Origin of the sequence: Nocardia stercoris, from assembly GCF_003696265.1 — a bacterium.
Lineage (GTDB): Bacteria > Actinomycetota > Actinomycetes > Mycobacteriales > Mycobacteriaceae > Nocardia > Nocardia stercoris.
In genome coordinates this window covers 401500-424320 of the sequence record NZ_RFFH01000004.1, presented here as the reverse complement: position 1 = coordinate 424320, position 22821 = coordinate 401500, and the positions used below count along the sequence as shown (strand labels likewise).

Here is a 22821-nt window from a genome sequence, read left to right as displayed (position 1 = left end):
ACCTTTGGTGTTCGTCGTACGGGTCAACTGGTCACGCGGCGCCTGGCTATTGGCTGCAACACCGGGGTTCGAGCGCTCATCCAGCGGCCGCCGGACAGCGAGTCTCAGAACCGTCCGGGGCAGCGATGATCGGCGTCGAACCGCGATGCCATACGAATGAGCTCGGCATCCGGCCAATCCACAGCCGGTCCGCGCTCATCCATCGCCCATTATCCCACACTCTGTCGCGGGACCACGCCTCGCTTGCCGTGGCGGTCGCAATGGGCGGTGCGCCACGCTGGTGGCGCGCTGTCTGACGAAGGCCGTTCGCGGCCCGGCGGCGCCGGGTCACAGGGGGTGACGGCGAACCGCGCCGGGCCACGAAACGGCCGGTGGAGCAGGGGAACTACTGAGCGAACTCGGGGAACCAGAGGGCGATCTCACGCTTCGCGGACTCGGGCGAGTCGGAGCCGTGGACCAGGTTGAACTGCGTCTCCAGCGCGAAGTCGGCCCGGATGCTGCCCGGCAGGGCCTTCTCGACCGGGTCGGTGCCGCCGGCCAGCTGCCGGAACGCGGCGATCGCGCGCGGGCCCTCCAGCACGGCCGCGACGACCGGGCCCGAGGTGATGAACTCGATCAGCGACGGGTAGAACGCCTTGCCTTCGTGCTCGGCGTAGTGCGCACCGGCCAGCTCTTCGCTCACCGTCTCCATCTTCAGCGCGGCGATGGTCAGCCCCTTGCGCTCGACGCGCGAGAGGACCTCACCGATCAGGCCGCGGGCAACGCCGTCGGGCTTGACGAGAATCAACGTCTGCTCTGTCACGGCGTCAGCCTATCCGCTCGGGTGTCCGGACGCGGAGGCGGTAGCGGACCGTGATCACGCGGCGGCCGGATCGAGCGGGAACCGGTTCGGTTCAGGCGCGCTGACTGGGCAGCAGACCCTGATCCATCCGTTTCTTCACGTCCGCGCGCAGGATCAGGATGAATCCCCATACGGTCGCGAAGACGACCCCGATCACCGCGATCGAGACGTGGACGAAACCACCGGCCAGCACCGCGACCTGCAGGGCCAGATTGAACGGCACCGCCCACGGACGGCGCTGCATCCCGGCCCCGACGATCATCAGGACCGCGAGCCCGACCACATAGAGCACCGACCACCAGCTCAGGCCGCCGCCGACCGCGCTCACGACCGGCAGCGCGAGCAGGACCGTGATCGCTTCCAGCACGAGCGAACCGGCCATGACCCCGCGCAGCCCCTTCCAGGGGTCGGTGGCGGGCGGCGGTACGTCCGGGGGCGTTTCGTCGCTCATGCTGGATCCTTTCCGAACAGCGAGCGGGCACTGCCCGCGGTGACGACGGAACCGGTGATCACGATCCCGGCGCCGGACACGGACTCTCCGCCCCCGGCGTCCTCGGCGATCGCGATCGCGGTCTCCACCGCATCGGTCAGATTCGTGGCGGTCACGACTCGTTCGTCACCGAACCGCTGTACCGCCAGGTCGGCGAGATCGTCGACCGGCAGGGCGCGCGGTGAGCCGTTGGTGGTGACCACGATCTCGTCGAAGACCGGTTCCAGTGCGTCCAGGATGCCCGACGCGTCCTTGTCGGCGAGCACCGCGACCACCCCGACGAGTTTGCGGAAGTCGAACTCGCCGGTCAGGGTCGCGGCGAGCGCCTGGGCGCCGGCCGGATTGTGCGCGGCGTCGATGAAGATCGTCGGCGCGCTGCGCATCCGTTCCATCCGGCCGGGGCTGATCGCGGCCGCGAAACCGGCCCGCACCGCGTCCACGTCGAGCTGGCGTTCGGCGCCGGCGCCGAAGAACGCCTCGACGGCCGCGAGCGCGAGTGCCGCGTTCTGTGCCTGGTGTTCGCCGTGCAGCGGCAGGAAGATCTGGTCGTAGACGCCACCGAGGCCCTGGATCTCGAGCACCTGACCGCCGACGGCGACCTGGCGGCTCAACAGCCGGAACTCGTGACCCGCGCGGGCGACGGCGGAATCGGTCGCTACCGCGCGCCGCAGCAGCACGTCCATGGCCTCGGGTTGCTGTTCGGCGATGACGGCGACGGTGTCGCGGGGAACCAGCAGATCCTGCGGTGCCGCCTTGATGATCCCGGCCTTCTCCCCCGCGATCGAGGTCAGGTCCGGACCGAGATAGTCGGTGTGGTCCAGTCCGATCGGGGTGATCACGGCGACCTGCGCGTCGATCACGCTGGTCGCGTCCCAGGTGCCGCCCATCCCGGTCTCGACGACCGCCACGTCCACCGGCGCTTCGGCGAAGGCCGCGTAGGCCATGGCGGTGAGCACCTCGAACTTGCTCAGCCGCGGGCCGCCCGCGGCCTGGGACTGCTTGTCGACCAGTTCGATGTAGGGCAGCAGTTCGCGGTACAGCTCGACGTAGCGGGCGGGTTCGATCGGCACGTTGTCGATCGCGATCCGCTCGGTGGCCAGCTGCAGGTGTGGGCTGGTGATCCGGCCGGTCCGCCGGTGCAGGGCGGTGAGCAGGCTGTCGATCATGCGGGTGACCGATGTCTTGCCGTTGGTGCCGGCGATCTGGATGGCCGGGTAGCCCTGCTGGGGGGAGCCCAGCAGGTCCATCAGGGCGTTGATCCGGGTCAGTGAGGGCTCGAGCTGGGTCTCACCCCAGCGCTGGTCGAGTTCGGCCTCGACCAGCGCCATTTCGGCCAGGTCGACCGGCGAGGGACCGGCGTGCAGCCGCTGCGGTTCGGCCCACTGCCCTTCCTCGTCGGTCATCGCGACACCAGCTTGGTGATCTCGGCGAGGCGGGCGCCGATCCGCGCGACCTCGGCGGTGGCGACTTCCTGCCGACCGCGGATCTTGGCGACGACGGCGTCGGGGGCCTTGGCCAGGAACGCCTCGTTGCCGAGCTTGGCCTCGGTGCCGGCCAGTTCCTTCTCGGCGGCGGCGAGGTCCTTCTCCAGGCGGCGGCGTTCGGCGTCGAGGTCGACGGTGCCGGAGGTGTCGATCTCGACGGTGACGGTGGCCTGCGACAGCCGCACCTCGAGCGATGCGGTGGCCGCGAAGCCGTCCTCGGGTTCGGTGATGCGGGCCAGCCCGGCGAGCTCGGCGAGCTGCCCGGTCACGTCGGCGGCCTCGATGCCGGTCAGCTTGGCGGCGACCTTCTGCTTGTCGGTGAGGCCCTGGTCGCTGCGGAAGCGGCGGATCTCGGTGACCAGCTTCTGCAGGTCCGAGATCCGGCGTGCCGCAACGGGATCCGCGGCCACACCGGTGGCCTCCGGCCAGGGCGCGACGACCACCGACGGGCCCTGGGCGCCCTCGGTGAGCGCCAGCCACAGCGACTCGGTGACGAAGGGCATGGCCGGATGCAGCAGGCGCAGCAGGGAATCGAGCACATTGCCGAGCACGATGCGGGTGCTCGCGGCGCGCTCCTCGGACTCGGCGAACTGGACCTTGGCCAATTCCAGGTACCAGTCGCACAGTTCGTCCCAGGCGAAGTGGTAGATCGCCTCGCACGCCTTGCCGAACTCGTAGCGGTCGAACGCCGAATCCACTTCGGCGCGAACCTCTTCGAGCCGGTCCAGGATCCAGCGGTCGGTGTCGGTGAGCGTCTCGCGAGCCGGCAGCTCGCCCGGGGCGGCACCGTTCATGAGCGCGAACTTGCTGGCGTTGAACAACTTCGTGACGAAGCTGCGCGACGCGGTGACATGCGGGGTGCCCACCGACAGGTCACTGCCGGGCTGTGCGCCCCGGGCCAGAGTGAATCGGGTTGCGTCGGCACCGAATTCGTCGATCCACACCAGCGGGTCGACACCGATGCCCTTGGACTTGGAGTACTTGCGGCCGAACTCGTCGCGAATCAGACCGTGCAGGAACACATCCCGGAACGGCGGCTGCTTGCCGGCCTTGCCGGCGGTGAGCACCGGGTCGTCGGAGACGAACATGCCGAACATCATCATCCGCGCCACCCAGAAGAACAGGATGTCGTAGCCGGTGACGAGAACGCTGGTGGGATAGAACTTCCGCAGGTCGGCGGTGGCGTCGGGCCAGCCCATGGTGGAGAACGGCCACAGGCCCGAGGAGAACCAGGTGTCGAGCACGTCCGGGTCCTGCACCCAGCCCTCGGGCGCCTGCTCGTCCGGTCCGACACAGGCGATCTCGCCCTCGGGCCCGTACCAGATCGGGATGCGGTGGCCCCACCACAGCTGCCGCGAGATGCACCAGTCGTGCATGTCGTCGACCCAGTCGAACCAGCGCGGTTCCTGGCTCGCCGGGTAGATCTTCACGTCGCCGTCGCGCACCGCGTCACCGGCGGCCTTGGCCAGGCTCTCGACCTTCACCCACCACTGCATGGACAGCCGGGGTTCGATCGGCTCGCCGGAGCGCTCGGAGTGGCCGACGCTGTGCTGGTAGGGGAACTTGCGCCCCACCACGCGGCCCTCGCCTTCCAGCCGCTCCCGGATCTTGGTGCGGGCCTCGAAGCGGTCCATTCCGTCGAATTCGGTTCCGGTGTCGGCGATCTTGCCGGTCTTGTCCATGATCGTCGGCATCGGCAGGCCGTGGCGCAGGCCCAGCTCGAAGTCGTTGGGGTCGTGCGCGGGCGTGATCTTCACTGCGCCGGAACCGAATTCGGGGTCGACGTAGTCGTCGGCGACGATCGGGATCTGGCGGCCGGTGATCGGGTGGTAGACGGTGGTGCCGACCAGGGCGGCGTACCGCTCGTCGTCGGGGTGCACGGCGATCGCGGTGTCACCGAGCATGGTCTCCACTCGGGTGGTGGCGACGATGACGTGCGGCTCGTCATCGTTCAATGAGCCGTAGCGCAGCGAGACCAGCTCGCCGTCGACGTCCTTGTAGGTGACCTCGAGGTCGGAGATACCGGTCTGCAGCACCGGCGACCAGTTGACCAGGCGCTCGGCCCGGTAGATCAGGCCGGCGTCGTAGAGGCGCTTGAAGATGGTCTGCACGGCCCGCGACAGGCCCTCGTCCATGGTGAAGCGGTCGCGGCTCCAGTCGATGCCGTCGCCCAGGCGGCGCATCTGGCCCTGGATGGCGCCGCCGGACTCGCGCTTCCAGTCCCAGACCTTCTCGACGAACATTTCGCGGCCGAAGTCTTCCTTGGTCTTGCCGTCGACGGCCAGCTGCTTCTCCACCACGGACTGGGTGGCGATACCGGCGTGGTCCATACCGGGCAGCCAGAGCACCTCGTAGCCCTGCATGCGCTTGCGGCGGGTGAGCAGGTCCATGAGGGTGTGGTCGTAGGCGTGGCCCATGTGCAGATTGCCGGTGACGTTCGGCGGCGGCAGCACGATCGAGTACGGCGGCTTGTCGCTGTTCACGTCGGCGGTGAAGTAACCGGCGGCTACCCAGCCCTCGTACAGGTCGGCCTCTACCGCGCCGGGGTTCCAGCTCTTCGGGAGGGCGTCGGCACGATTGCTGGGGTTCTGCGATGCTGCGCTGGTCACGTAGGGATTCTAAGCGGGCCCGCGTCGGGGGCCGGAGGCGGTAGCGAAGCGTGACCGCGCGGGGGACGGAAACCGGTGATCGACGTCCCCCGGACATGCTCAGAGCGGGGCTTTCGGCGGATGAGGGACACCGAAAGCCCCGCTCATATGTTCAGATTACCGCCAAACGCAGAGATGGAAACCGATCCACAACCAATTCTCAGGTTGTACCGGAATCTATTGTGCCGGTGCGGGTTTGCCGCAGACCGGACCGAACGGCGACGGTGCGCAGCTCACGGCGGCGGATCAGGCCCGCGGGACGCGGATCTGCTGTGCGCCGGGCAACACCCGGATCGTCACCGGCAGTGTGCCGAAGTCCTCTCCGTCGGCGGTGACGGGCGCCTCGGCGGCCAGCGTGAGACCGGTCACCCGATGCCGCGACACCGCGGGATGCGCGATGAAGTGCCCGGAGGCGACGCGCGGGAGCAGCACCGCCATGGTCGGGCGCGAGATGCGGCCGACCACGGTGACGTCGAGCAACCCGTCGTCGGGTACCGCGTCGGGGCAGATCGGCATGCCTCCGCCGTAGGTGCTGGTGTTGCCGACCGCCACCATGACGGCGTCGGTCTCCAGCACGGTCCCGTCGGCGAATTCCATCCGATACGGCAGCACCATCCGGCCGAACAGTTCGAGCGCGGCGGCCGCGGTGTACCGCAACGAGCCGCGTGGGAACGTCATCCGGTTGGCGCGCAACGTGACTCGCGCGTCCAGGCCGGTGGCCGCGACCGTCGCGAACCGGCGGGCACTCCCCTCCCGTTCGACCATGCCGAGGTCGATCGTGCGGTTCTCACCGTCGAGCACCACGTCCGCGGCGGCGGCCGGATCGGCGCGCGGGATGTCGAAATAGCGCGCGAGATCGTTGCCGGTGCCGCTGGGCACCAAGCCGAGCGGGACGCCGGTATCGGCCAGCGCGTCCAGGGCCAGGTTGACCAGGCCGTCACCCCCGGCCACCACCACCACGTCCGGACGGTCGGCGCCGGTGACGGCCGCGCGGACCAGGCGCGCGGATTCGTCGGCGGAAGTCCCGCAGACCTCGGTGACGGTAACGCCACGGGCCGCGAACCGCTCGAAGGCCGCCGCCGCGGTCCGGGAGCCGAGGCCGACCCCGGACCGCGGGTTGGTCAGCAACAGCACCGAGCGCACAGCGGTCACGGGACGAGCTTTCCGGGGTTCAGGATGCCCGCCGGGTCCACCGCCTGCTTCACTGCCCGCAGCACCCGCACGCCCAGCTCGCCGACCTCGTCGGTCATCCACGGGCGATGGTCGGCGCCGACAGCGTGGTGGTGGGTGATGGTGCCGCCGGACGCCACGATCGCGTCGCCCGCGGCCCGCTTGGCCACCTGCCACTGCGCGATCGGATCGTCGAGCTGCTTGGCCACGACCGTGAAGTACAGCGAGGCACCGGCCGGATAGGTGTGGGAGATGTGGCACATGACCAGCGCCGGGGTGCCCTGACCGGTGAGGGCGTCGACCAGGGCGGTGGTCACCGCCGCCTTGAGGGTGCTCAGGTTCGACCAGCTGGTCGCGGTTTCCAGTGTCTCGCAGAGGATTCCGGTATCGAGCAGCGCGTCGCGCAGGTACGGCGCGGCGAACCGGCCGTGCTCCCAGTCGTCGGCGGGACCGGCACCCAGGTCGGTGCCGCCGGCCGCGGCGAGCAGGGCGGACGCCTCGGCGTGCCGGGCAGCAACGTGGGCCGCGGTGCCCTCGAAGGTGGTGACCGCGAGGCAGCCGCCGACGGGCCGGCCGCCGACGTCGTGCGAGCGGGCCAGGTTCATGCCGGTCTCGACCTCGTCGGACAGCCGCAGCACGGTGGGTGCCGCGCCCGCCTGCACGACGGTGCGCAGCGCGGCCGCGCCGGTGGCGAAGTCGGGGAACGACCAGGCTTGGCGCGCAACGGTTTCCGGGACCGGGTGCACCCGCAGGGTGACCGCGGTGACGACACCGAACACGCCCTCGGACCCGGCGAACAGCTCCCGCAGGTCGGGCCCGGCGGCGGAGGCCGGGCCGCGCCCCAGGTCGAGCGAGCCGGCCGGGGTCGCCACCCGCAGCCGCTGGATCATGTCGTCGAAGCGGCCGTAGCCGGCGGAGGCCTGTCCGGACGAGCGGGTCGCGGCGAAGCCGCCGATGGTGGCGAATTCGAAGCTCTGCGGGAAATGGCCCAGGGACAGACCGTGTTCGGCCAGCAACCGTTCGGCCTGCGGCCCGGTGACACCGGCGCCGAGGGTGGCCGTACCGCTCACCGGGTCGACCTCGGTGAGCGTGTCGAGGCGGCACAGATCCAGGGTGATCACGGCATCGAATCCGTCGCGGATCGGGTCGAGTCCGCCGACGACGCTGGTGCCACCACCGAAGGGCACCACCGCGATTCGGTGCGCGGAGCAGTAGGCGAGCACCGCGGCGACCTCGTCGTGATCGGCCGGGAACAGAACCGCGTCGGGCGCGGCCTGGACGCCGTCCGCGCGGCGGCGCAGCAGGTCGGGGGTGCTCTTGCCGCCGGCATGGCGCAGCCGGTCGCCGTGGGCAGTGGAGAGGTTGCCGACGCCGACGACGGCGGCCAGGGCCGCGGCGTGTTCGGACTTCAGCGCGGATTCCGACAGCGGCACGCCGCCCTCGTCGCGACGCGCCACCGGCTCCCCGGATACCCCGAAGACCTGCGTCAACAGGGTCCGGATCTTGTCCGGCAGCGGGGCATGCCCGGACGGGACACCCCAGGCGTCCCACACCATACCCGGACGCACCGACGTGTCGTTGGGCAAATCGGCAGTTTCCGGCGTGACCGGTTCTGTTGCTCGCTCCTCCATGCGTTACAGTGTGACATAGAATGTCAAGCAGTAACGGTCCCGCGCCGGGACCCGACGATCGAGGGTGGTGATCCGCGATGCCGACCGCATCCGCAGGCGAGCACACCGGACCGGGCGGCCGCGCGGCCCTGCCCGCCGCGTCCGCGACCGATGCGGCGATCCTCGACGCGGCGCGGGAATGCGTGGCCGAGTACGGCGTCCGCCGCACCAGCCTGACCGAGGTCGCCCGGCGCGCGGGCGTGAGCCGGCCGACGGTGTACCGCCGCTGGCCCGACACCGGCTCGCTCATCGCCGAACTGCTGGTCCGCGAGCTCGGCGAGATCATCGCCGCCACCGCGCCCGACACCGGCGACGCCCGCGCCAAGCTGGTGGCCGGCGTGGTCGGCGGCGCCGCGAGCATCCGGTCGAACTCGTTGTTCGCCAAGATCTTCCGCGCCGACACCGACCTCATGCTGACCTACGTCTTCGGCCGCCTGGGCCGCAACCAGCGCGCGCTGATCGACCTGTTCGCCGGTCAGATCCGGGCCGGCCAGGCCGACGGCAGCATCCGCGTCGGCGACCCCGACCAGCTCGCCGCGATGATCCTGCTGATCGCCCAATCCGCGGTGCAGTCCGGCGGCACCGTCGCCCATCTCCTCGACGACCGCAGCCTCGACACCGAACTCGGCCACGCCGTCGACAGCTACCTGCGGCCGTGACGAGCCCCTTGAACGACAACACCTCTCCCCCGGCGAACATCTTCGAACGGAGTACGGCCATGAACGGTGCGACGAACCACGCAGCTGCGGCGGCCAACGAAAACCCATCGCCGACAACAGATTCGGCTTCGAACGTCGCAGTCGGCGGAGCATGGACCGACAGTGCACCGGACTCTCTCGGCCACGAGGTAGTTCCGGCCTCCGCGCCCACCCAGGACGGGTCGGCGCCGAACCAGCCCACGGAGACCGTCAGCCGGGACGCTGGGTCGAATTCGCCTGCCGACCGCACTTCCACGGGTCACCTTCCGGCACAGGGTGATTCGTCGTTGAACGCGGCCCGGCGCGTGCGGGAGTTGCGTGCGCTGGGTGACGGCGGACCGATCGACGTGCTGGTGGTAGGTGGCGGAATCACCGGGGTCGGTATCGCTTTGGACGCGGCGGCGCGCGGCCTGCGGACCGTGCTGGTGGAGCGGCACGATCTGGCGTTCGGTACCAGTCGCTGGAGTTCGAAACTGGTGCATGGCGGGCTGCGGTATCTGGCCAGCGGCGGGGTCGGCATCGCGCACGAGAGCGCGGTGGAGCGGGGCGTGCTGTTGCAGACCACGGCACCGCACCTGACTCGGCCGGTGCCGCAACTGGTTCCGTTGCTCCCCGAGGTCGGGCGCAAGCAGCGGGCGCTGGTGCGGGCGGGGTTCGTGGCCGGAGATGTGTTGCGGCGCACCGCAGGAACCTCCGACGCCGCTCTTCCCCGCTCCCGCCGGGTCGCGGCCGCCGAGGCGCTGCGGCTGGCTCCGACCGTGCGGCGCAACGGACTGGGCGGCGGCCTGCTGGCCTGGGACGGCCAGCTGGTGGACGACGCCCGGCTCGTGGTCACCGTCGCCCGGACCGCGGCGGCCTACGGCGCCTCGATCTTGACCCGGGTCGAGGCCACCTCCCTCACCGACACTACGGCCCAGCTGCGTGACACGCTGACCGGTGAAACCCTCACGGTCGCAGCGCGTGCGGTGATCAACGCGACCGGGGTGTGGGCCGACGAGCTCGACCCGAGCATCGCGCTGCGCCCGAGCCGCGGCACCCACCTGGTGTTCGACGCGGCCGCGTTCGGCGGCCTCACCGCCGCGCTGACCGTGCCGATCCCCGGCAGCACCAGCCGTTTCGTGTTCGCCTTCCCCGCCGCGCACGGCCGCGTCTACCTCGGCCTCACCGACGAGGACGCCCCCGGCCCGGTGCCCGACGAGCCCCGCCCCACCGACGCCGAGATCGACTTCCTGCTCGACACCGTCAACACCGTGCTGCGGGAACCCCTGCGCCGCAGTGACATCCGCGGCTCCTTCGCCGGCCTGCGTCCGCTGCTGCGCACCGACACCGACAGCACCGCCGACATCTCCCGCGAACACGCGGTCCTGCGCAACCCCGGCGCCCCGATCACCGTCGTCGGCGGCAAACTCACCACCTACCGCCGCATGGCCGAGGACGCCGTCGACGCCGCCGTCGCCCGCGCCGGCCTGTCCGCCGCCCCCTGCTCTACCACCCGAATCCCCTTGGTGGGCGCGGTTTCCGGCGCCACCCGGGACCGAATCGAGGCATCCCCGCTGCTCATCGAGCGCTACGGCAGCCACGCCGCCGACGTCGCGGCCCTCGCCGCCGACCCCACTCTGGCGGAACCCGTCGCCCCCGGAATCGACGTGCTCCGAGCCGAATTCGCGTACTCGGTAGCCCACGAAGGCGCCCTGGACACCGCCGACCTCCTCGACCGCCGCACCCGCCTCGGCCTGGTCGCCGCAGACCGCGCCGCGGCGACTCCCGCCGCCGAGTCGGCTCTGGCCACCAGCTGAGTCAGCGACACCCGAACCCTCAGGGGCGCTGCTGCTTCCGGACCAGGAAGACCGCGAAGCGGACGTTCTCGGCCACTCGGCTCTGCCCACCCGCTGAGCCGAGTGCGCCCGAACCGTCGCCGGCGCTGCCTCGTCCGGGCCCCAGGGGGAACGCCGTCGCTGACTCGGCCCTGACCACAATCTGAGCCGAGTGCGCCCGAATCCTCAGGGGCGCTGCTTCTTCCGGGCCCAGTTGGACGGCGAGAATGCCCGCACACTGTCCACGATGTATTCCTTCGGCGTCTCGGTGGCGAGCCCGTCGTGGAAGAGGATGTAGAACGCGAACAGCAGGATCCGGTCGATGCGGGGATCGCGCACGGTCACTTGGGCGCGCTTGGCCAGACCCGCGGGTTTCAGCACATCGAAGCCGGGCCCGTCCGCACCACGGAACTCCATCCGCATGCGGCTGACGTCGTTGACCGCCTGCCCGATATCTCCGGCGACGAAGTCGACCAGGCTCGACTTCCGCAGGCCCGCTCCCACACTGCTGCCGACCTGCCCGCCGGTCATGTTCCCGATCCCGACGTGCTCGACCTGCCAGGTATCACCGATGCTGTGCCGTTTGATCGAATCCACAGAAACCGACCCGAACGGCTCGCGGGCGGCGTTGTAGGCGACCAGCTTCCCGAAGCGCCGCTTGGAGTGCACCACCATTCCCACCTGGGTGTCGAGCCCGGGCCCGGCGAGCACCGGCCAGATCGGATCGGCCCACGCGTTCTCGTCCCGCCGCACCCGCGCGATCGGCCGAGCCGAATTCGCCGCGAGCAGATCGAATACCGTGGCCCCGACCTGGTATTCCGGCACCATCGTGAACTCGGAAATCTCTTCGAACATGCCGATCCCCATCGAACCACCCACGGCAGCAACACGATCCGCGCCACCCATCGGCAGTCCGGGAGCCCCCCTTCAGTTTCGTCAGGACCGCCCCAGGCTACCCCTGCCGCCCAGCCCCGAACCCGGCCGCCACAATCGAAACCGAGCCGACGACGCCGAGCCTCGGGCCATCGTGTTCCCGTGCGCAGGTTGCAAGGCAACCCTCAGCGCACGACAAGGTCGGGCGGGTTGTCTATCGTCAGCACGTCGATCGGCCGCACGGCCACCACTCTTGGGGGGAAAGAACCATGTTCGATTGGTATATCGGGCTGCTCGCGTTCAGCGGGCTCGTCATGCTGGTCATGGCCGCGGTGAAGAGCGGGCAGAGCGAGGCGTCACGCTGGATCAACGGCATCCTCGGGGTCGTCTACCTCGGTTACGCCTGCTACCTGCAGTTCTTCTTCGACGGCGGTAGCTACCTGATCTTCTTCCAGGCGTTCATCGTGCCGGTGATGATGGTGGTCAACTTCGTCCGGTCGACGAATTGGACTGCGCTTACTACGAAGCCGACGCCGACACAGCAGGCGTGGCGGGCCTATCAGAAGGAGCAGGAGCGGCAGGAGCGCGCTCGGCGCTGACGCGCGGCGGCGGCCGTCCACTGGGACGGCCGCCGCAGAACAAGACTCAGCTGTTGTTGCCCGCGATGCTGAAGCGGACGCCGTTCGGGTCGACGACCGCGGCCAGCCGCCCGTACGGGGTGTTCTGCGGTTCGCTCTCGACCGAGCCGCCGAGGGCTACCACCGATTTCACCGCGGCGTCGACGTCGTCGGCGCCGAAGTACACGGTCCAGGAGCCGGTCGAGCCGGCGGGCAGGTCGGCGCTGTTGTCCATCACGCCGCCGAGCATCGGGGTGGTGCCGTGGATGGTGGTGTAGCGGAACTCGGGGGTGTCGGCGACGGTGAACGGCGCCCAGTCGAACACCTCGGTGTAGAACTCGAGTTCCTTGCGGTATTCGGGGGTGTGCAGTTCGAACCAGGACGGGCGGCCGGCGTGGTCGGTCCAGGTGCCGCCGGAGGCGATGCCGATCGCTTCGAACCCCTTGTGCACGGCCGCCTGCCAGACGCCGACGCCCGCACCGGCCGCATCACCCAGGACTGCCATCCGGCCCAGGTCACCGACGTCCATCGGGTCGACCACCACCTGGCCGCCGCGGGAGCGCGCCCGCTCGACCACGGTGTCGGCGTTACCGGCCAGGTACACCAGCCACTGCTGCGGCCCGGCGTTCTCGTCGGGCGCCCGCATCCCGCCGGCGACCGACTTGCCGTCCTTGAAGAACGTGATGTAGCCGCCGAAGTCCGGGTTCGCCTCCGCGGTCCAGCCGAACAGCTGACCGTAGAAGTCGATGGCGCGATCGGTGTCGCGGGTGAACAGCTCGACCCAGCAGGGGTCGCCGAACTTGAATTCGTAGGTCATGGTGTCTCCTCCGGTGGGTGAATCGCTCATCGATACCGACGGTGCCCGGCGCGGAAAGTCATCGGTTCTCGGCGCGCGGCCGGTGCCGATGTCGCTCACCACCACTGTTTCGCTCGCTCGGGTCGAGCCGGCGGATGCACCCGAACCGCACCGCCGCGCCCGGAATGGTGGACGATGGGCTGCATGCACCGCAATGCCCCGGTCTCCGATCCCGACGACACCGGCCTGACCGTCACCCCACCGGAGCGGCAGGCGGCCGGGTTGACGGCGGTCGGGGTGGCGCTGGCACGCTCGGTCGCCGAGATGGGTGTGGTCCGCACCGCCCGCACCTTGGCCCGGGTGAACCAGCGGCACGGTTTCGACTGCCCCGGGTGCGCGTGGCCCGAACCGACCGGGCACCGCCGCCCGGCCGAGTTCTGTGAGAACGGCGCCAAGGCGGTCGCGGAGGAGGCGACGCTGCGCACGGTCACCCCGGAGTTCTTCGCCGAGCACTCGATCGCCGACCTGGCCACCCGGTCCGGCTATTGGCTCGGCCAGCAGGGTCGGCTGACCCATCCGATGGTGGTGCGCCCCGGCGACACCCACTACTCCCCCATCTCGTGGCCGGACGCCTACCGTTTGATCGCGGAAACCCTACGCGGACTGGACGATCCGAACGAGGCGGTGTTCTACACCTCCGGCCGCACCGCCAACGAGACCGCCTTCCTGTACCAGCTTTTGGTCCGCAGCTACGGCACCAACAATCTGCCGGACTGCTCGAACATGTGCCACGAATCGTCGGGCACCGCGCTGACCGCGTCGATCGGGATCGGCAAGGGCTCGGTGACGATCGACGACTTCGCGGCGGCGGATCTGATCCTGGTCGCCGGCCAGAACCCGGGCACCAATCATCCGCGCATGCTGTCGGCCCTGGCGAACGCGAAGGCCCACGGCGCCACCGTGATCGCGATCAACCCGCTGCCCGAGACCGGGCTGATCGCCTTCCGGGACCCGCAGACCGTGCAGGGCCTCACCTCGGGGGTGCCGATCGCCGACGACTTCCTGCAGATCCGGCTCGGCGGCGACCTGGCCCTGTTCCAAGGTCTGGCCAAGCTGCTGTTCGAGGCCGAGGACCGCGCCCCCGGCACGGTGGTCGACCGGGCCTTCGTGGACGATCGCACCGCCGGTTTCACCGACTACGAGAAGCACATGCGTGCAGTCGATCTCGACGAGGTGCTGACCGCGACCGGACTGTCGCGCGCCGACTTGGACCGCACCGCGGCCCGGCTCGCGGCCTCGAAAGCGACCATCATCTGCTGGGCGATGGGCCTCACCCAGCAGCGGCACGGGGTGGCCACCATCGAGGAGGCCACCAATCTGCTGTTGCTGCGCGGCATGATCGGCCGGCCCGGTGCCGGGGTGTGCCCGGTCCGCGGCCACTCCAACGTGCAGGGCGACCGCACCATGGGCATCTTCGAGCGGATGCCGGAATCGTTCCTGGCCGCACTGGATTCCGAGTTCGGGATCCGCAGCCCGCGCGCGCACGGCTTCGACACGGTCGACGCGATCCGGGCGATGCGGGACGGCCGGGCGAAGGTGTTCGTCGCCATGGGCGGCAATTTCGCGTCGGCCACGCCCGACACCGCGGCCACCGAGGCCGCGCTGCGCGATTGCGAACTGACCGTGCAGGTGTCGACCAAACTCAACCGCAGTCACGTGGTGCACGGCCGGACCGCGCTGATCCTGCCGACCCTGGGCCGCACCGACCTCGACCTGTCCCCCTCGGGCACGAAACAGCAGGTGTCGGTGGAGGATTCGATGTCGATGGTGCACCTGTCGACCGGACGCCTGCGGCCGGTCTCCACCGAACTGCGCAGCGAGATCGCCATCGTGTGCGAGCTGGCGGAGGAACTGTTCGGTGCCGGGCACCCGGTGCCGTGGCCTGCGTTCCGCACCGACTACGACCGCATCCGGGACGCGATCGCCCGGGTCGTGCCGGGTTGCGCCGACTACAACGCGAAAATACGGCAGCCCAACGGTTTCCAGCTACCCCACCCGCCCCGCGACAGCCGCGAGTTCCGAACCGATACGGGGAAAGCCAATTTCGCGGTCAACCCGCTGACCTGGCTCCCGGTCCCCGACGGCCGGCTCATCCTGCAGACCCTGCGCAGTCACGACCAGTACAACACCACCATCTACGGCCTCGACGACCGTTACCGCGGCATCCACCACGGTCGCCGCGTCCTGCTGCTGCACCCCGACGACATCACCGGATTCGGCTTCCGCGAAGGCGATTCGGTGGACCTGATCTCGGAGTGGACCGACGGCACCGAACGCCGGGTGAGCGGCTTCCGCCTGGTCGGCTACTCGACCCCGCGCGGCAACGCCGCCGCCTACTACCCGGAGACCAACCCCTTGGTCCCCCTGGACCACGTCGCCGACCGCTCCAACACCCCGGTATCGAAAGCGGTGACCATCCGCCTCGAACCCCACGTCCACCGCGTCTGACCACCGTCCGGCCGTGGCGGGCCGACAATCGACAGCATGCCTGAATTGTTGTCGGCGACAGTCGATCTCGCCCACTTCACCACCTCTCAGCCCACGCTCACGACTACCGACGGCCTGGTGCTGCGGCCCTGGGCGGTATCCGACGCCCCCGAGGTGTATGCCGCCTTCCAGGACCCGGCGATCCAGCGCTGGCACGTGCGCACCGCCGAATCCGTCGCGCAGGTCGAGTCCTGGATCGAGCAGTGGCGCACGGCCTGGCAGCGCGGCGACGGCCAGTGGGCGGTGACCGCGGCGGGCGAACTCGCCGGCCGAATCGGCCTGCGGCACAGCGATCTCGGCGAAGGCGCCACCGAACTGGCGTACTGGACCGCGCCCGCCTGGCGCGGCCGCGCGATCGCGCCCCGGGCTGCGTCCTTCCTGACCGAGTGGGCCTTCACCGATCCGGGCTTCGAACGCGTCCAGCTCCGGCATTCGGTGCACAACGAGGCGAGCTGTCGGGTGGCGGCCAAGTGCGGTTTCGCCTTCGAGGGCACGCTGCGGGGCGCCGGGCGGCACGCCGACGGGCGCCACGATATGCACCTGCATGCGCGGCTGGCGGCCGACCGCACAGTTCGGTGACATGTCGCGCATTCGGGTGTCGCGGGCGAGATGATCGAACTACCGTTGCGGCAACCGTTTTCGATGGCGAGGTGGGGTACTGATGCGGATTTCGGTGGCTCGGTCGGGCGATGTGGTGAACGTGCGGATGCGGCTGGACGTCCATCGGCAGCGGTGGCTGGCGACCCGGATCTCGCTGGGGGCGCTGGCGGTGATCGGCCTGTTCACCGGGGCCTGGGCGGTGCTCGCCCCGGGCGCCTGGTTCCGCAGTTTCCCGGGTTTCGGCTTGAACTGGGTGGCGATGGACGGCGCGTACAACGAGCATCTGGCTGTCGATGCGGGCGCGTTCTTCCTCGGCCTGGGCGCGATCGCGGCGGCGGCGCTGTGGTACGCCGACAGCCTGCTGGCCCGGGTCGCGGGGCTGGGCTGGCTGGTGTTCGGGGTACCGCACCTGCTGTATCACGCCCTGCACTATCCGGCGGGGATGAACGCGGCGTCCTACTCGCTGTCGCTGTTCTCGGTGGTGCTGCTACCCGTACTGGGCGGTGTCGCCCTGTTCGCGGCGCCGCGCGAGCGGATCCAGGTCCGCGATCCCGCACCGATCAGTTTCCGGCTGCCGCCCCGTCGTAAGAGGTGAGCGTGACACCGACCCTTTCCAGCTGATAACAAGACGGGCACGCCGAGCGAAAAACTGTTATCGGGCAAAGGTTCGCCGTGGAACCAGGGCGATCGACGAAGATCACCGATTCGGGCGCGATCGGCTGCCGATCGTCACCGGTCCGATACGAGGTGCGCGCGGGACCGCCCAGTGATCATTCGGGGGCGAATCCCTCGCCGACGATCTCGGCCCGGGGCATGGCGGCGAGGGTCGTCAACGCTGTGAGGAAACCTCGGCGAACCGAGGGGTCGAGCCGGTCCAGCAGCGCGTCCTCGCGCGATCGGATGTCCGTCTGCGCGCGATCGCGCAGGCGGCGTCCGGCGGGGCTGAGTTCCAGCAGCCGGTGCCGGCGGTCGGCGGGATCCGGTCGGCGGTCGATCAGCCCCCGCTCCTGCAGGTCGTCGAGGACCGGGATGATCCGGGTCTTGTCCGCGCCGATCTCGGCCGCGAGCGCTTTCTGACCGCGGGCCGGTCCGCGCCCGAGCGCCTGCAAAACGATATAGCCCCACATCGTCAGGTCGTGGGCGGCCAGGATGGGCTGTTCGGCGGCCATCAGCGCCCGTCCGAGCGGCACGATCATCGCTGCCAGATCCGGGCGATCGGTACTCGTCATGCGCATACGATACTTGCCGACTATTAGTAAGCATCGACATACGATACTCATGTGCGTATCATAGGCGCATGCTCGATATCCGTGAACTGGACCGCCGCGCCGTCGAATACAGCGTCGAACTCGTCGCCCGCCTCACCCCGGCCGACCTGGATCTCCCCACCCCCTGCGCCGCGTGGAACCTGCGAGATCTGTTGGCGCACATGATCGCCCAGCACCACGGCTTCGCCGCCGCCGCGCACGGCCGCGGCGGCGACCCCGACGTCTGGCTGACCCACCCGCTCACCGACCCGATCACCGACTACGCCGCATCGGCCCGGGAAGTCCTCGCGGCCTTCGCCGCACCCGACGCCGCCGACCGCGACTTCGACCTGGCCGAACTCGGCTTCACCATCCCCGGCCGACTGGCGATCGGCTTCCACTTCATCGACTACGTCGTCCACGGCTGGGACGTGGCCGCGACCCTCGGCCTGCCCTTCCACCTGGACCCGGAACTGGCACGACCCGCCCTCGACCTCGCACTCGCCGTCCCCGGTGGCGACTACCGCCGCACCCCCGGCGCCTCCTTCGCCCCCGAACTACCCACCGACTCCGACGACACCCTGGACCGCATCCTCACCACCCTCGGCCGCGACCCGGAGCACCCCCTCGCCACCCGGGTACACCCCTGAACGCGCTCCGAAGCCCGAAACACACCCCAGAGCACGCGCGACCCTGCGGGTAGGGGTGGCGCACAAAGGATCACCCCCGTCGCGAAATCGCGACGGGGGTGAGAGAAAGGCTGTGGAGCTCCGTTAAGCGGACTTCTCGCGGCGTTCGGGCCGCGGCTGCGGCTTGCGCGGGACGATCGTCGGCAGCACGTTGTCGTTGACCGTGTCGGCGTTCACGACCACCTTGGCGACGTCGTCGCGGCTAGGGATGTCGTACATCACCGGCAGCAGGACCTCTTCCATGATGGCCCGCAGCCCACGGGCACCGGTGCCACGCAGGATCGCCTGGTCGGCGACGGCCTCGAGCGCGTCGGTGGTGAACTCCAGGTCCACCCCGTCCATCTCGAACAGCCGCACGTACTGCTTGACCAGCGCGTTCTTCGGCTCGGAGAGGATCTGGACCAGCGATTCCTTGTCCAGGTTGGTCACCGAGGCGACGACCGGAAGGCGGCCGATGAACTCGGGGATCAGACCGAACTTGATCAGGTCCTCCGGCATGACCTCGGCGAAGTGGTCGGCGGTGTCGATATCGGCCTTCGACCGCACCTCGGCGCCGAAACCGATGCCGCGCTTGCCGACTCGGTCCTGCACGATCCGCTCCAGACCCGCGAACGCACCCGCCACGATGAACAGCACGTTCGTGGTGTCGATCTGGATGAACTCCTGGTGCGGGTGCTTGCGGCCGCCCTGCGGCGGAACACTCGCCTGCGTGCCCTCGAGTATCTTCAGCAGCGCCTGCTGCACGCCCTCACCGGAGACGTCACGGGTGATGGACGGGTTCTCGGACTTGCGGGCGATCTTGTCGACCTCGTCGATGTAGATGATGCCCGTCTCGGCCCGGTTGACGTCGTAGTCGGCGGCCTGGATCAGCTTCAGCAGGATGTTCTCGACATCCTCACCGACATAACCGGCCTCGGTCAGCGCGGTGGCGTCGGCGATGGCGAACGGCACGTTCAGCATCTTCGCCAGCGTCTGCGCGAGATAGGTCTTGCCACAACCGGTCGGGCCCAGCATGAGGATGTTCGACTTGGCCAGCTCGACCGGCTCGCCCCGGCCGTCGCGCGCCTTGTCACCGGCCTGGATGCGCTTGTAGTGGTTGTAGACCGCGACCGCCAGCGTGCGCTTGGCGGAGTCCTGCCCGATCACGTACTGCTCGAGGAAATCGCGGATCTCGGCCGGCTTGGGCAACTCGTCGAGCTTGACCTCGCTCGACTCCGCCAGCTCTTCCTCGATGATCTCGTTGCACAGATCGATGCACTCGTCGCAGATGTACACCCCTGGTCCCGCAATGAGCTTCTTGACCTGCTTCTGGCTCTTCCCGCAGAACGAGCACTTGAGCAGATCGCCGCCGTCTCCGATGCGCGCCATCTCGTGGGTCCCTACTTCCTTGTCCGCGTGCAACCTTCTGTCTGGATTGCCGCCCGCAACGCCGTCTGACGGCTATTGCTGCCCTGGATCAACGCTACCCGCCGGAAGGACTGCGGGGAGTGTCTGGAACTGATCCGGAAGGCCCGGCAACACGAGCAAAGGTTCCTAGAGTGACCGTACCCGGTCCGCCCGGCCCGGGTCGACAACTTGGCGGGTTTCTCACCCTGCCGTGTCCGGTACACCCGGACCCCCGGACCGCCGCGCCCGGCCCCCGGTCACGCCGTGACAGGCGTGCGGGAAGGCCGGGCGCCGGCCCGTTTCCTACTTCTTCTGGGCGCTCAGCTTGCGGTAGTCGAACACCTGGTCGACGATGCCGTAGTCCTTCGCCTCTTCGGCGGTCAGGTACCGGTCACGGTCGGTGTCGCGACGCACCTCGGCGGCGGGCCGGCCGGTGTGGCGGGCCAGCGTCTCCTCCATGACCGTGCGCATGCGCTCGATCTCCTTGGCCGCGATCTCCAGGTCGGAGACCTGACCGCGGATACCGCCGGAAGACGGCTGGTGGATCAGCACGCTGGCGTTGGGCAGGCAAGCCCGCTTGCCGGGCGCACCGGCCGCCAGCAGCACCGCCGCCGCGGACGCGGCCTGACCCAGGCAGACGGTGGCGACGTCGGCGCGCACGTACTGCATGGTGTCGTAGATGGCCATCAGCGAGGTGAACGAACCACCCGGGGAGTTGATGTACATCGTGATGTCGCGGTCGGGGTCCTGCGACTCCAGCACCAGCAGCTGCGCCATCACGTCGTTGGCGGACGCGTCGTCGACCTGCACGCCCAGGAAGATGATGCGCTCGTCGAACAGCTTGGTGTACGGGTCCCACTGCTTCACACCGGAACTGGTGTACTCGCTGAACTGCGGGAGGATGTAGCGCGAGGACGGCAGCCCGGCCGCGGCGCCACCGGCCAAATTACGAGGATCGATCAAGCCAGCCATTTTCTCTCCAAAGTCTGTGGTGGTATGCGGATTTCGGCTGCCTACGACCCGGTCGTCTGGGACTCGCGGGAGACGACGTGATCGACGAAGCCGTACTCCATGGCCTGCTGCGCGGTGAACCAGCGGTCGCGGTCGGAGTCGATGTTGATCTGCTCGACACTCTGGCCGGTGTGCAGCGACTGGAGCCGGTTCAGCTCCTCCTTGTTCTCCGCGAACAGAGCGGCCTGGATGGCGATGTCCGCGGCGGTACCACCGATACCGGCCGACGGCTGGTGCATCATGATCCGCGCGTGCGGCAGCGCGTAACGCTTACCCTTGGCGCCGGCGGTGAGCAGGAACTGGCCCATGGAGGCGGCCAGGCCCATGCCGTAGGTGGCGACATCACACGTGGCGAACTGCATGGTGTCGTAGATCGCCATACCGGCGGTCACCGAGCCACCAGGCGAGTTGATGTACAGCGAGATGTCGCGGGTCGGGTCCTCTGCGGACAACAGCAGGATCTGGGCGCAGAGCTTGTTGGCGATGTCGTCGTCGACCTCGGTGCCGAGGAAGATGATTCGCTCGCGCAGCAGACGCTCGAACACCGAGTCACTGAGGTTGAGACCCATCGTCGCGGATGTCATGACCGGCCCTGCCTGATTCGTTGTCACGGATACCTGCCCTCTCTCGAGTCTTACGCTGCTACAAACCCTAACGAAGCAGGGCGGCACCGAACTCCCGGTACCGCCCTTACTTCGCTCAGAGCGCAAACACTGAACGGTCGTGCGCTCGTTGTGCCTGGTTACTCCGCCGCGACCTCTTCGATCGTCTCGGCGGCGGCCTCGGCGACCTCGTCGGCCTCGTCTTCGGTTGCGCTGCCAAACATCTCGTCGGTGTCGACGGTGTTGCCGGCGGTGTCGGTCACGGTCGCCTGGCCGACCACACCGGCCAGCGCCTTGCCGCGGCGCACGTCGGAGAAGATCGCGCCGAGCTGACCGGCCTGCTGGATCTGCTGGATGAACTGCTCCGGCGCCATGCCGTAGCGCTGCGACTGGAACAGGATCCGCTCGGTCAGCTCGTCCTGGCCGACCTGGGTGCCCTCGGCCTCGGCGATGGCGTCCAGCAGCAGCTGGGTCTTCACCGACTTCTCGGCGGCCTCCTTGGTCTCGGCCTCGAACTCCTCGAGCGAGGAACCCTGCGCCTTCAGGGCGGCCTCGAACTTGCGCTCGTCGTGGTCGAAACCGTGCACGGCGTCGTGGGTGACCGAGTCGATCTCGGCGGCGACGACACCCTCGGGCAGCGGCACCTCGACGGCCTCCAGCAGCGCCTCGAGCACCTTGTCGCGGATCTCGCCGGCCTGCTGCACCTTCTTGGCCTGCTCGACGCGGCCGCGCAGGTCGGTCTTGAGCTCCTCGATGGTGTCGAATTCGCTTGCCAGCTGGGCGAACTCGTCGTCCGCCTCGGGCAGCTCGCGCTCCTTGACCGAGTTCAGGGTGACGGTCACGACCGCCTCCTCACCGGCGTGCTCGCCGGCCAGCAGGGTGGTGGTGAACTCGCCCGAGGCACCGGCCTCCAGACCGATGATCGCGTCGTCCAGGCCCTCGATCAGCTGGCCGGAACCGACCTCGTGCGACAGACCGGTGGTGGCCGCCTCGGCGACCTCCTTGCCGTCGACGGTGGCGGACAGGTCGATCGAGACGAAGTCACCGGACTGCGCCGGGCGCTCGACACCGGTCAGGGTGCCGAACCGGGCGCGCAGCGAGTCCAGCTGCTTCTCGATGTCCTCGTCGGCGACCTCGATCGGGTCGACCGTCACGGCGAGGGTGGAGAAGTCGGGCAGGGTGATCTCGGGACGCACGTCGACCTCGGCGGTGAAGGCGATCTCGTCGCCGTCCTCGATCTTGGTGATCTCGATCTCGGGGCGGCCGATGACCTTCACCTCGGTCTCGGTGACGGCCTGGCTGTAGCGCTGCGGCAGCACGTCGTTGACGACCTGCTCCAGCACCGCGCCCCGGCCCAGACGGGCCTCGAGCAGCTTGGCCGGGGCCTTGCCCGGGCGGAAGCCGGGGATGCGCACCTGCTGCGCGAGGGTCTTGTACGCCTTGTCGAAGTCCGGCTTCAGTTCCTCGAAGGGCACCTCGACGTTGATGCGGACCCGGGTCGGGCTCAGCTGCTCGACGGTGCTCTTCACGGACATGCTCCTTGTTCGTTGGTCTTGTTCGCTGGCGACATGCTTCACGACTTGCTCGACGTCGACCCCCCCGGTCGCATCCGGACAAGGGTAGTCCACGCCACCGACA

At 69.3% G+C, this 22821-nt stretch carries 20 protein-coding genes; 7 read left to right on the top strand and 13 right to left on the bottom strand.

Translation table 11 applies throughout. The features are described 5' to 3' along the window. Positions 1-385 precede the first annotated feature (385 nt). The 6 genes from ndk to EBN03_RS12920 all read right to left on the bottom strand — a co-directional run bounded on the left by ndk (position 386) and on the right by EBN03_RS12920 (position 8189). Positions 386-802, bottom strand: coding sequence for a nucleoside-diphosphate kinase (gene ndk, locus EBN03_RS12945; RefSeq protein WP_122188215.1), 417 nt, complete (start codon positions 800-802; stop codon positions 386-388). Between the two features lie 91 nt (positions 803-893). Next, positions 894-1292, bottom strand: a complete 399-nt coding sequence (locus EBN03_RS12940) for a DUF4233 domain-containing protein (protein ID WP_122188214.1) — start codon at positions 1290-1292, stop codon at positions 894-896. Then, on the bottom strand, positions 1289-2734 hold the full coding sequence (gene folC, locus EBN03_RS12935; RefSeq protein ID WP_122188213.1) for a bifunctional tetrahydrofolate synthase/dihydrofolate synthase: 1446 nt from the start codon (positions 2732-2734) through the stop codon (positions 1289-1291). The genes EBN03_RS12940 and folC overlap by 4 nt, the downstream gene beginning before the upstream one ends. After that, on the bottom strand, positions 2731-5424 hold the full coding sequence (locus tag EBN03_RS12930; RefSeq protein ID WP_122188212.1) for a valine--tRNA ligase: 2694 nt from the start codon (positions 5422-5424) through the stop codon (positions 2731-2733). The genes folC and EBN03_RS12930 overlap by 4 nt, the downstream gene beginning before the upstream one ends. A 285-nt stretch (positions 5425-5709) precedes the next feature. Continuing rightward, positions 5710-6615, bottom strand: coding sequence for a diacylglycerol/lipid kinase family protein (locus tag EBN03_RS12925; protein WP_199742753.1), 906 nt, complete (start codon positions 6613-6615; stop codon positions 5710-5712). Continuing rightward, positions 6612-8189 carry an FAD-binding oxidoreductase gene (locus tag EBN03_RS12920; protein WP_122188211.1) on the bottom strand — a complete coding sequence of 526 codons (1578 nt, stop codon included), beginning with the start codon at positions 8187-8189 and terminating at the stop codon, positions 6612-6614. The genes EBN03_RS12925 and EBN03_RS12920 overlap by 4 nt, the downstream gene beginning before the upstream one ends. A gap of 152 nt (positions 8190-8341) precedes the next feature. On the opposite strand from EBN03_RS12920, the gene EBN03_RS12915 reads away from it, so the two are divergent. Beyond that, positions 8342-8962: a TetR/AcrR family transcriptional regulator gene (locus EBN03_RS12915; protein ID WP_122188210.1), complete on the top strand. Its 621-nt coding sequence runs from the start codon at positions 8342-8344 to the stop codon at positions 8960-8962. A gap of 326 nt (positions 8963-9288) precedes the next feature. Next, positions 9289-10797: a glycerol-3-phosphate dehydrogenase/oxidase gene (locus EBN03_RS12910; protein ID WP_122188209.1), complete on the top strand. Its 1509-nt coding sequence runs from the start codon at positions 9289-9291 to the stop codon at positions 10795-10797. A 204-nt stretch (positions 10798-11001) separates the two neighbouring features. On the opposite strand, the gene EBN03_RS12905 is transcribed toward EBN03_RS12910, so the two are convergent. After that, a complete protein-coding gene (locus EBN03_RS12905) occupies positions 11002-11670 on the bottom strand; it encodes a hypothetical protein (RefSeq protein ID WP_147471567.1) in 669 nt (222 codons plus the stop codon). Between the two features lie 287 nt (positions 11671-11957). On the opposite strand from EBN03_RS12905, the gene EBN03_RS12900 reads away from it, so the two are divergent. After that, a complete protein-coding gene (locus EBN03_RS12900) occupies positions 11958-12287 on the top strand; it encodes a hypothetical protein (protein WP_122188207.1) in 330 nt (109 codons plus the stop codon). Between the two features lie 46 nt (positions 12288-12333). Here the strand turns inward: EBN03_RS12900 and EBN03_RS12895 are convergent, their stop codons facing one another. After that, complete coding sequence (locus tag EBN03_RS12895; RefSeq protein WP_122188206.1) at positions 12334-13122, bottom strand: VOC family protein; 789 nt, start codon at positions 13120-13122, stop codon at positions 12334-12336. Positions 13123-13305: 183 nt separating this feature from the next. Between EBN03_RS12895 and EBN03_RS12890 the strand changes: the two genes are divergently transcribed. The 3 genes from EBN03_RS12890 to EBN03_RS12880 all read left to right on the top strand — a co-directional run bounded on the left by EBN03_RS12890 (position 13306) and on the right by EBN03_RS12880 (position 16843). Further along, on the top strand, positions 13306-15609 hold the full coding sequence (locus EBN03_RS12890; RefSeq protein WP_122188402.1) for an FdhF/YdeP family oxidoreductase: 2304 nt from the start codon (positions 13306-13308) through the stop codon (positions 15607-15609). 36 nt (positions 15610-15645) lie between these two features. Continuing rightward, positions 15646-16227 (top strand): GNAT family N-acetyltransferase, encoded by a 582-nt coding sequence (locus EBN03_RS12885; protein WP_122188205.1) that lies wholly within the window; start codon positions 15646-15648, stop codon positions 16225-16227. Positions 16228-16309: 82 nt separating this feature from the next. Then, on the top strand, positions 16310-16843 hold the full coding sequence (locus EBN03_RS12880; RefSeq protein ID WP_122188204.1) for a hypothetical protein: 534 nt from the start codon (positions 16310-16312) through the stop codon (positions 16841-16843). 175 nt (positions 16844-17018) lie between these two features. Here EBN03_RS12880 and EBN03_RS12875 read toward each other — a convergent pair whose 3' ends face one another. Further along, positions 17019-17477 carry a MarR family winged helix-turn-helix transcriptional regulator gene (locus EBN03_RS12875; protein ID WP_122188401.1) on the bottom strand — a complete coding sequence of 153 codons (459 nt, stop codon included), beginning with the start codon at positions 17475-17477 and terminating at the stop codon, positions 17019-17021. 68 nt (positions 17478-17545) lie between these two features. Between EBN03_RS12875 and EBN03_RS12870 the strand changes: the two genes are divergently transcribed. Continuing rightward, positions 17546-18145 (top strand): TIGR03086 family metal-binding protein, encoded by a 600-nt coding sequence (locus EBN03_RS12870; protein WP_122188203.1) that lies wholly within the window; start codon positions 17546-17548, stop codon positions 18143-18145. Between the two features lie 123 nt (positions 18146-18268). Here the strand turns inward: EBN03_RS12870 and clpX are convergent, their stop codons facing one another. The 4 genes from clpX to tig form a co-directional block, all read right to left on the bottom strand. Next, entirely contained in the window at positions 18269-19552 is a 1284-nt protein-coding gene (clpX, locus tag EBN03_RS12865) for an ATP-dependent Clp protease ATP-binding subunit ClpX (protein ID WP_122188202.1), read from the bottom strand. Between the two features lie 321 nt (positions 19553-19873). Beyond that, complete coding sequence (locus EBN03_RS12860) at positions 19874-20542, bottom strand: ATP-dependent Clp protease proteolytic subunit (RefSeq protein ID WP_122188201.1); 669 nt, start codon at positions 20540-20542, stop codon at positions 19874-19876. Positions 20543-20583: 41 nt separating this feature from the next. Next, positions 20584-21192 carry an ATP-dependent Clp protease proteolytic subunit gene (locus EBN03_RS12855; RefSeq protein ID WP_267899285.1) on the bottom strand — a complete coding sequence of 203 codons (609 nt, stop codon included), beginning with the start codon at positions 21190-21192 and terminating at the stop codon, positions 20584-20586. A gap of 131 nt (positions 21193-21323) precedes the next feature. Further along, on the bottom strand, positions 21324-22712 hold the full coding sequence (gene tig, locus EBN03_RS12850) for a trigger factor (RefSeq protein ID WP_122188400.1): 1389 nt from the start codon (positions 22710-22712) through the stop codon (positions 21324-21326). Positions 22713-22821: the final 109 nt, after the last annotated feature.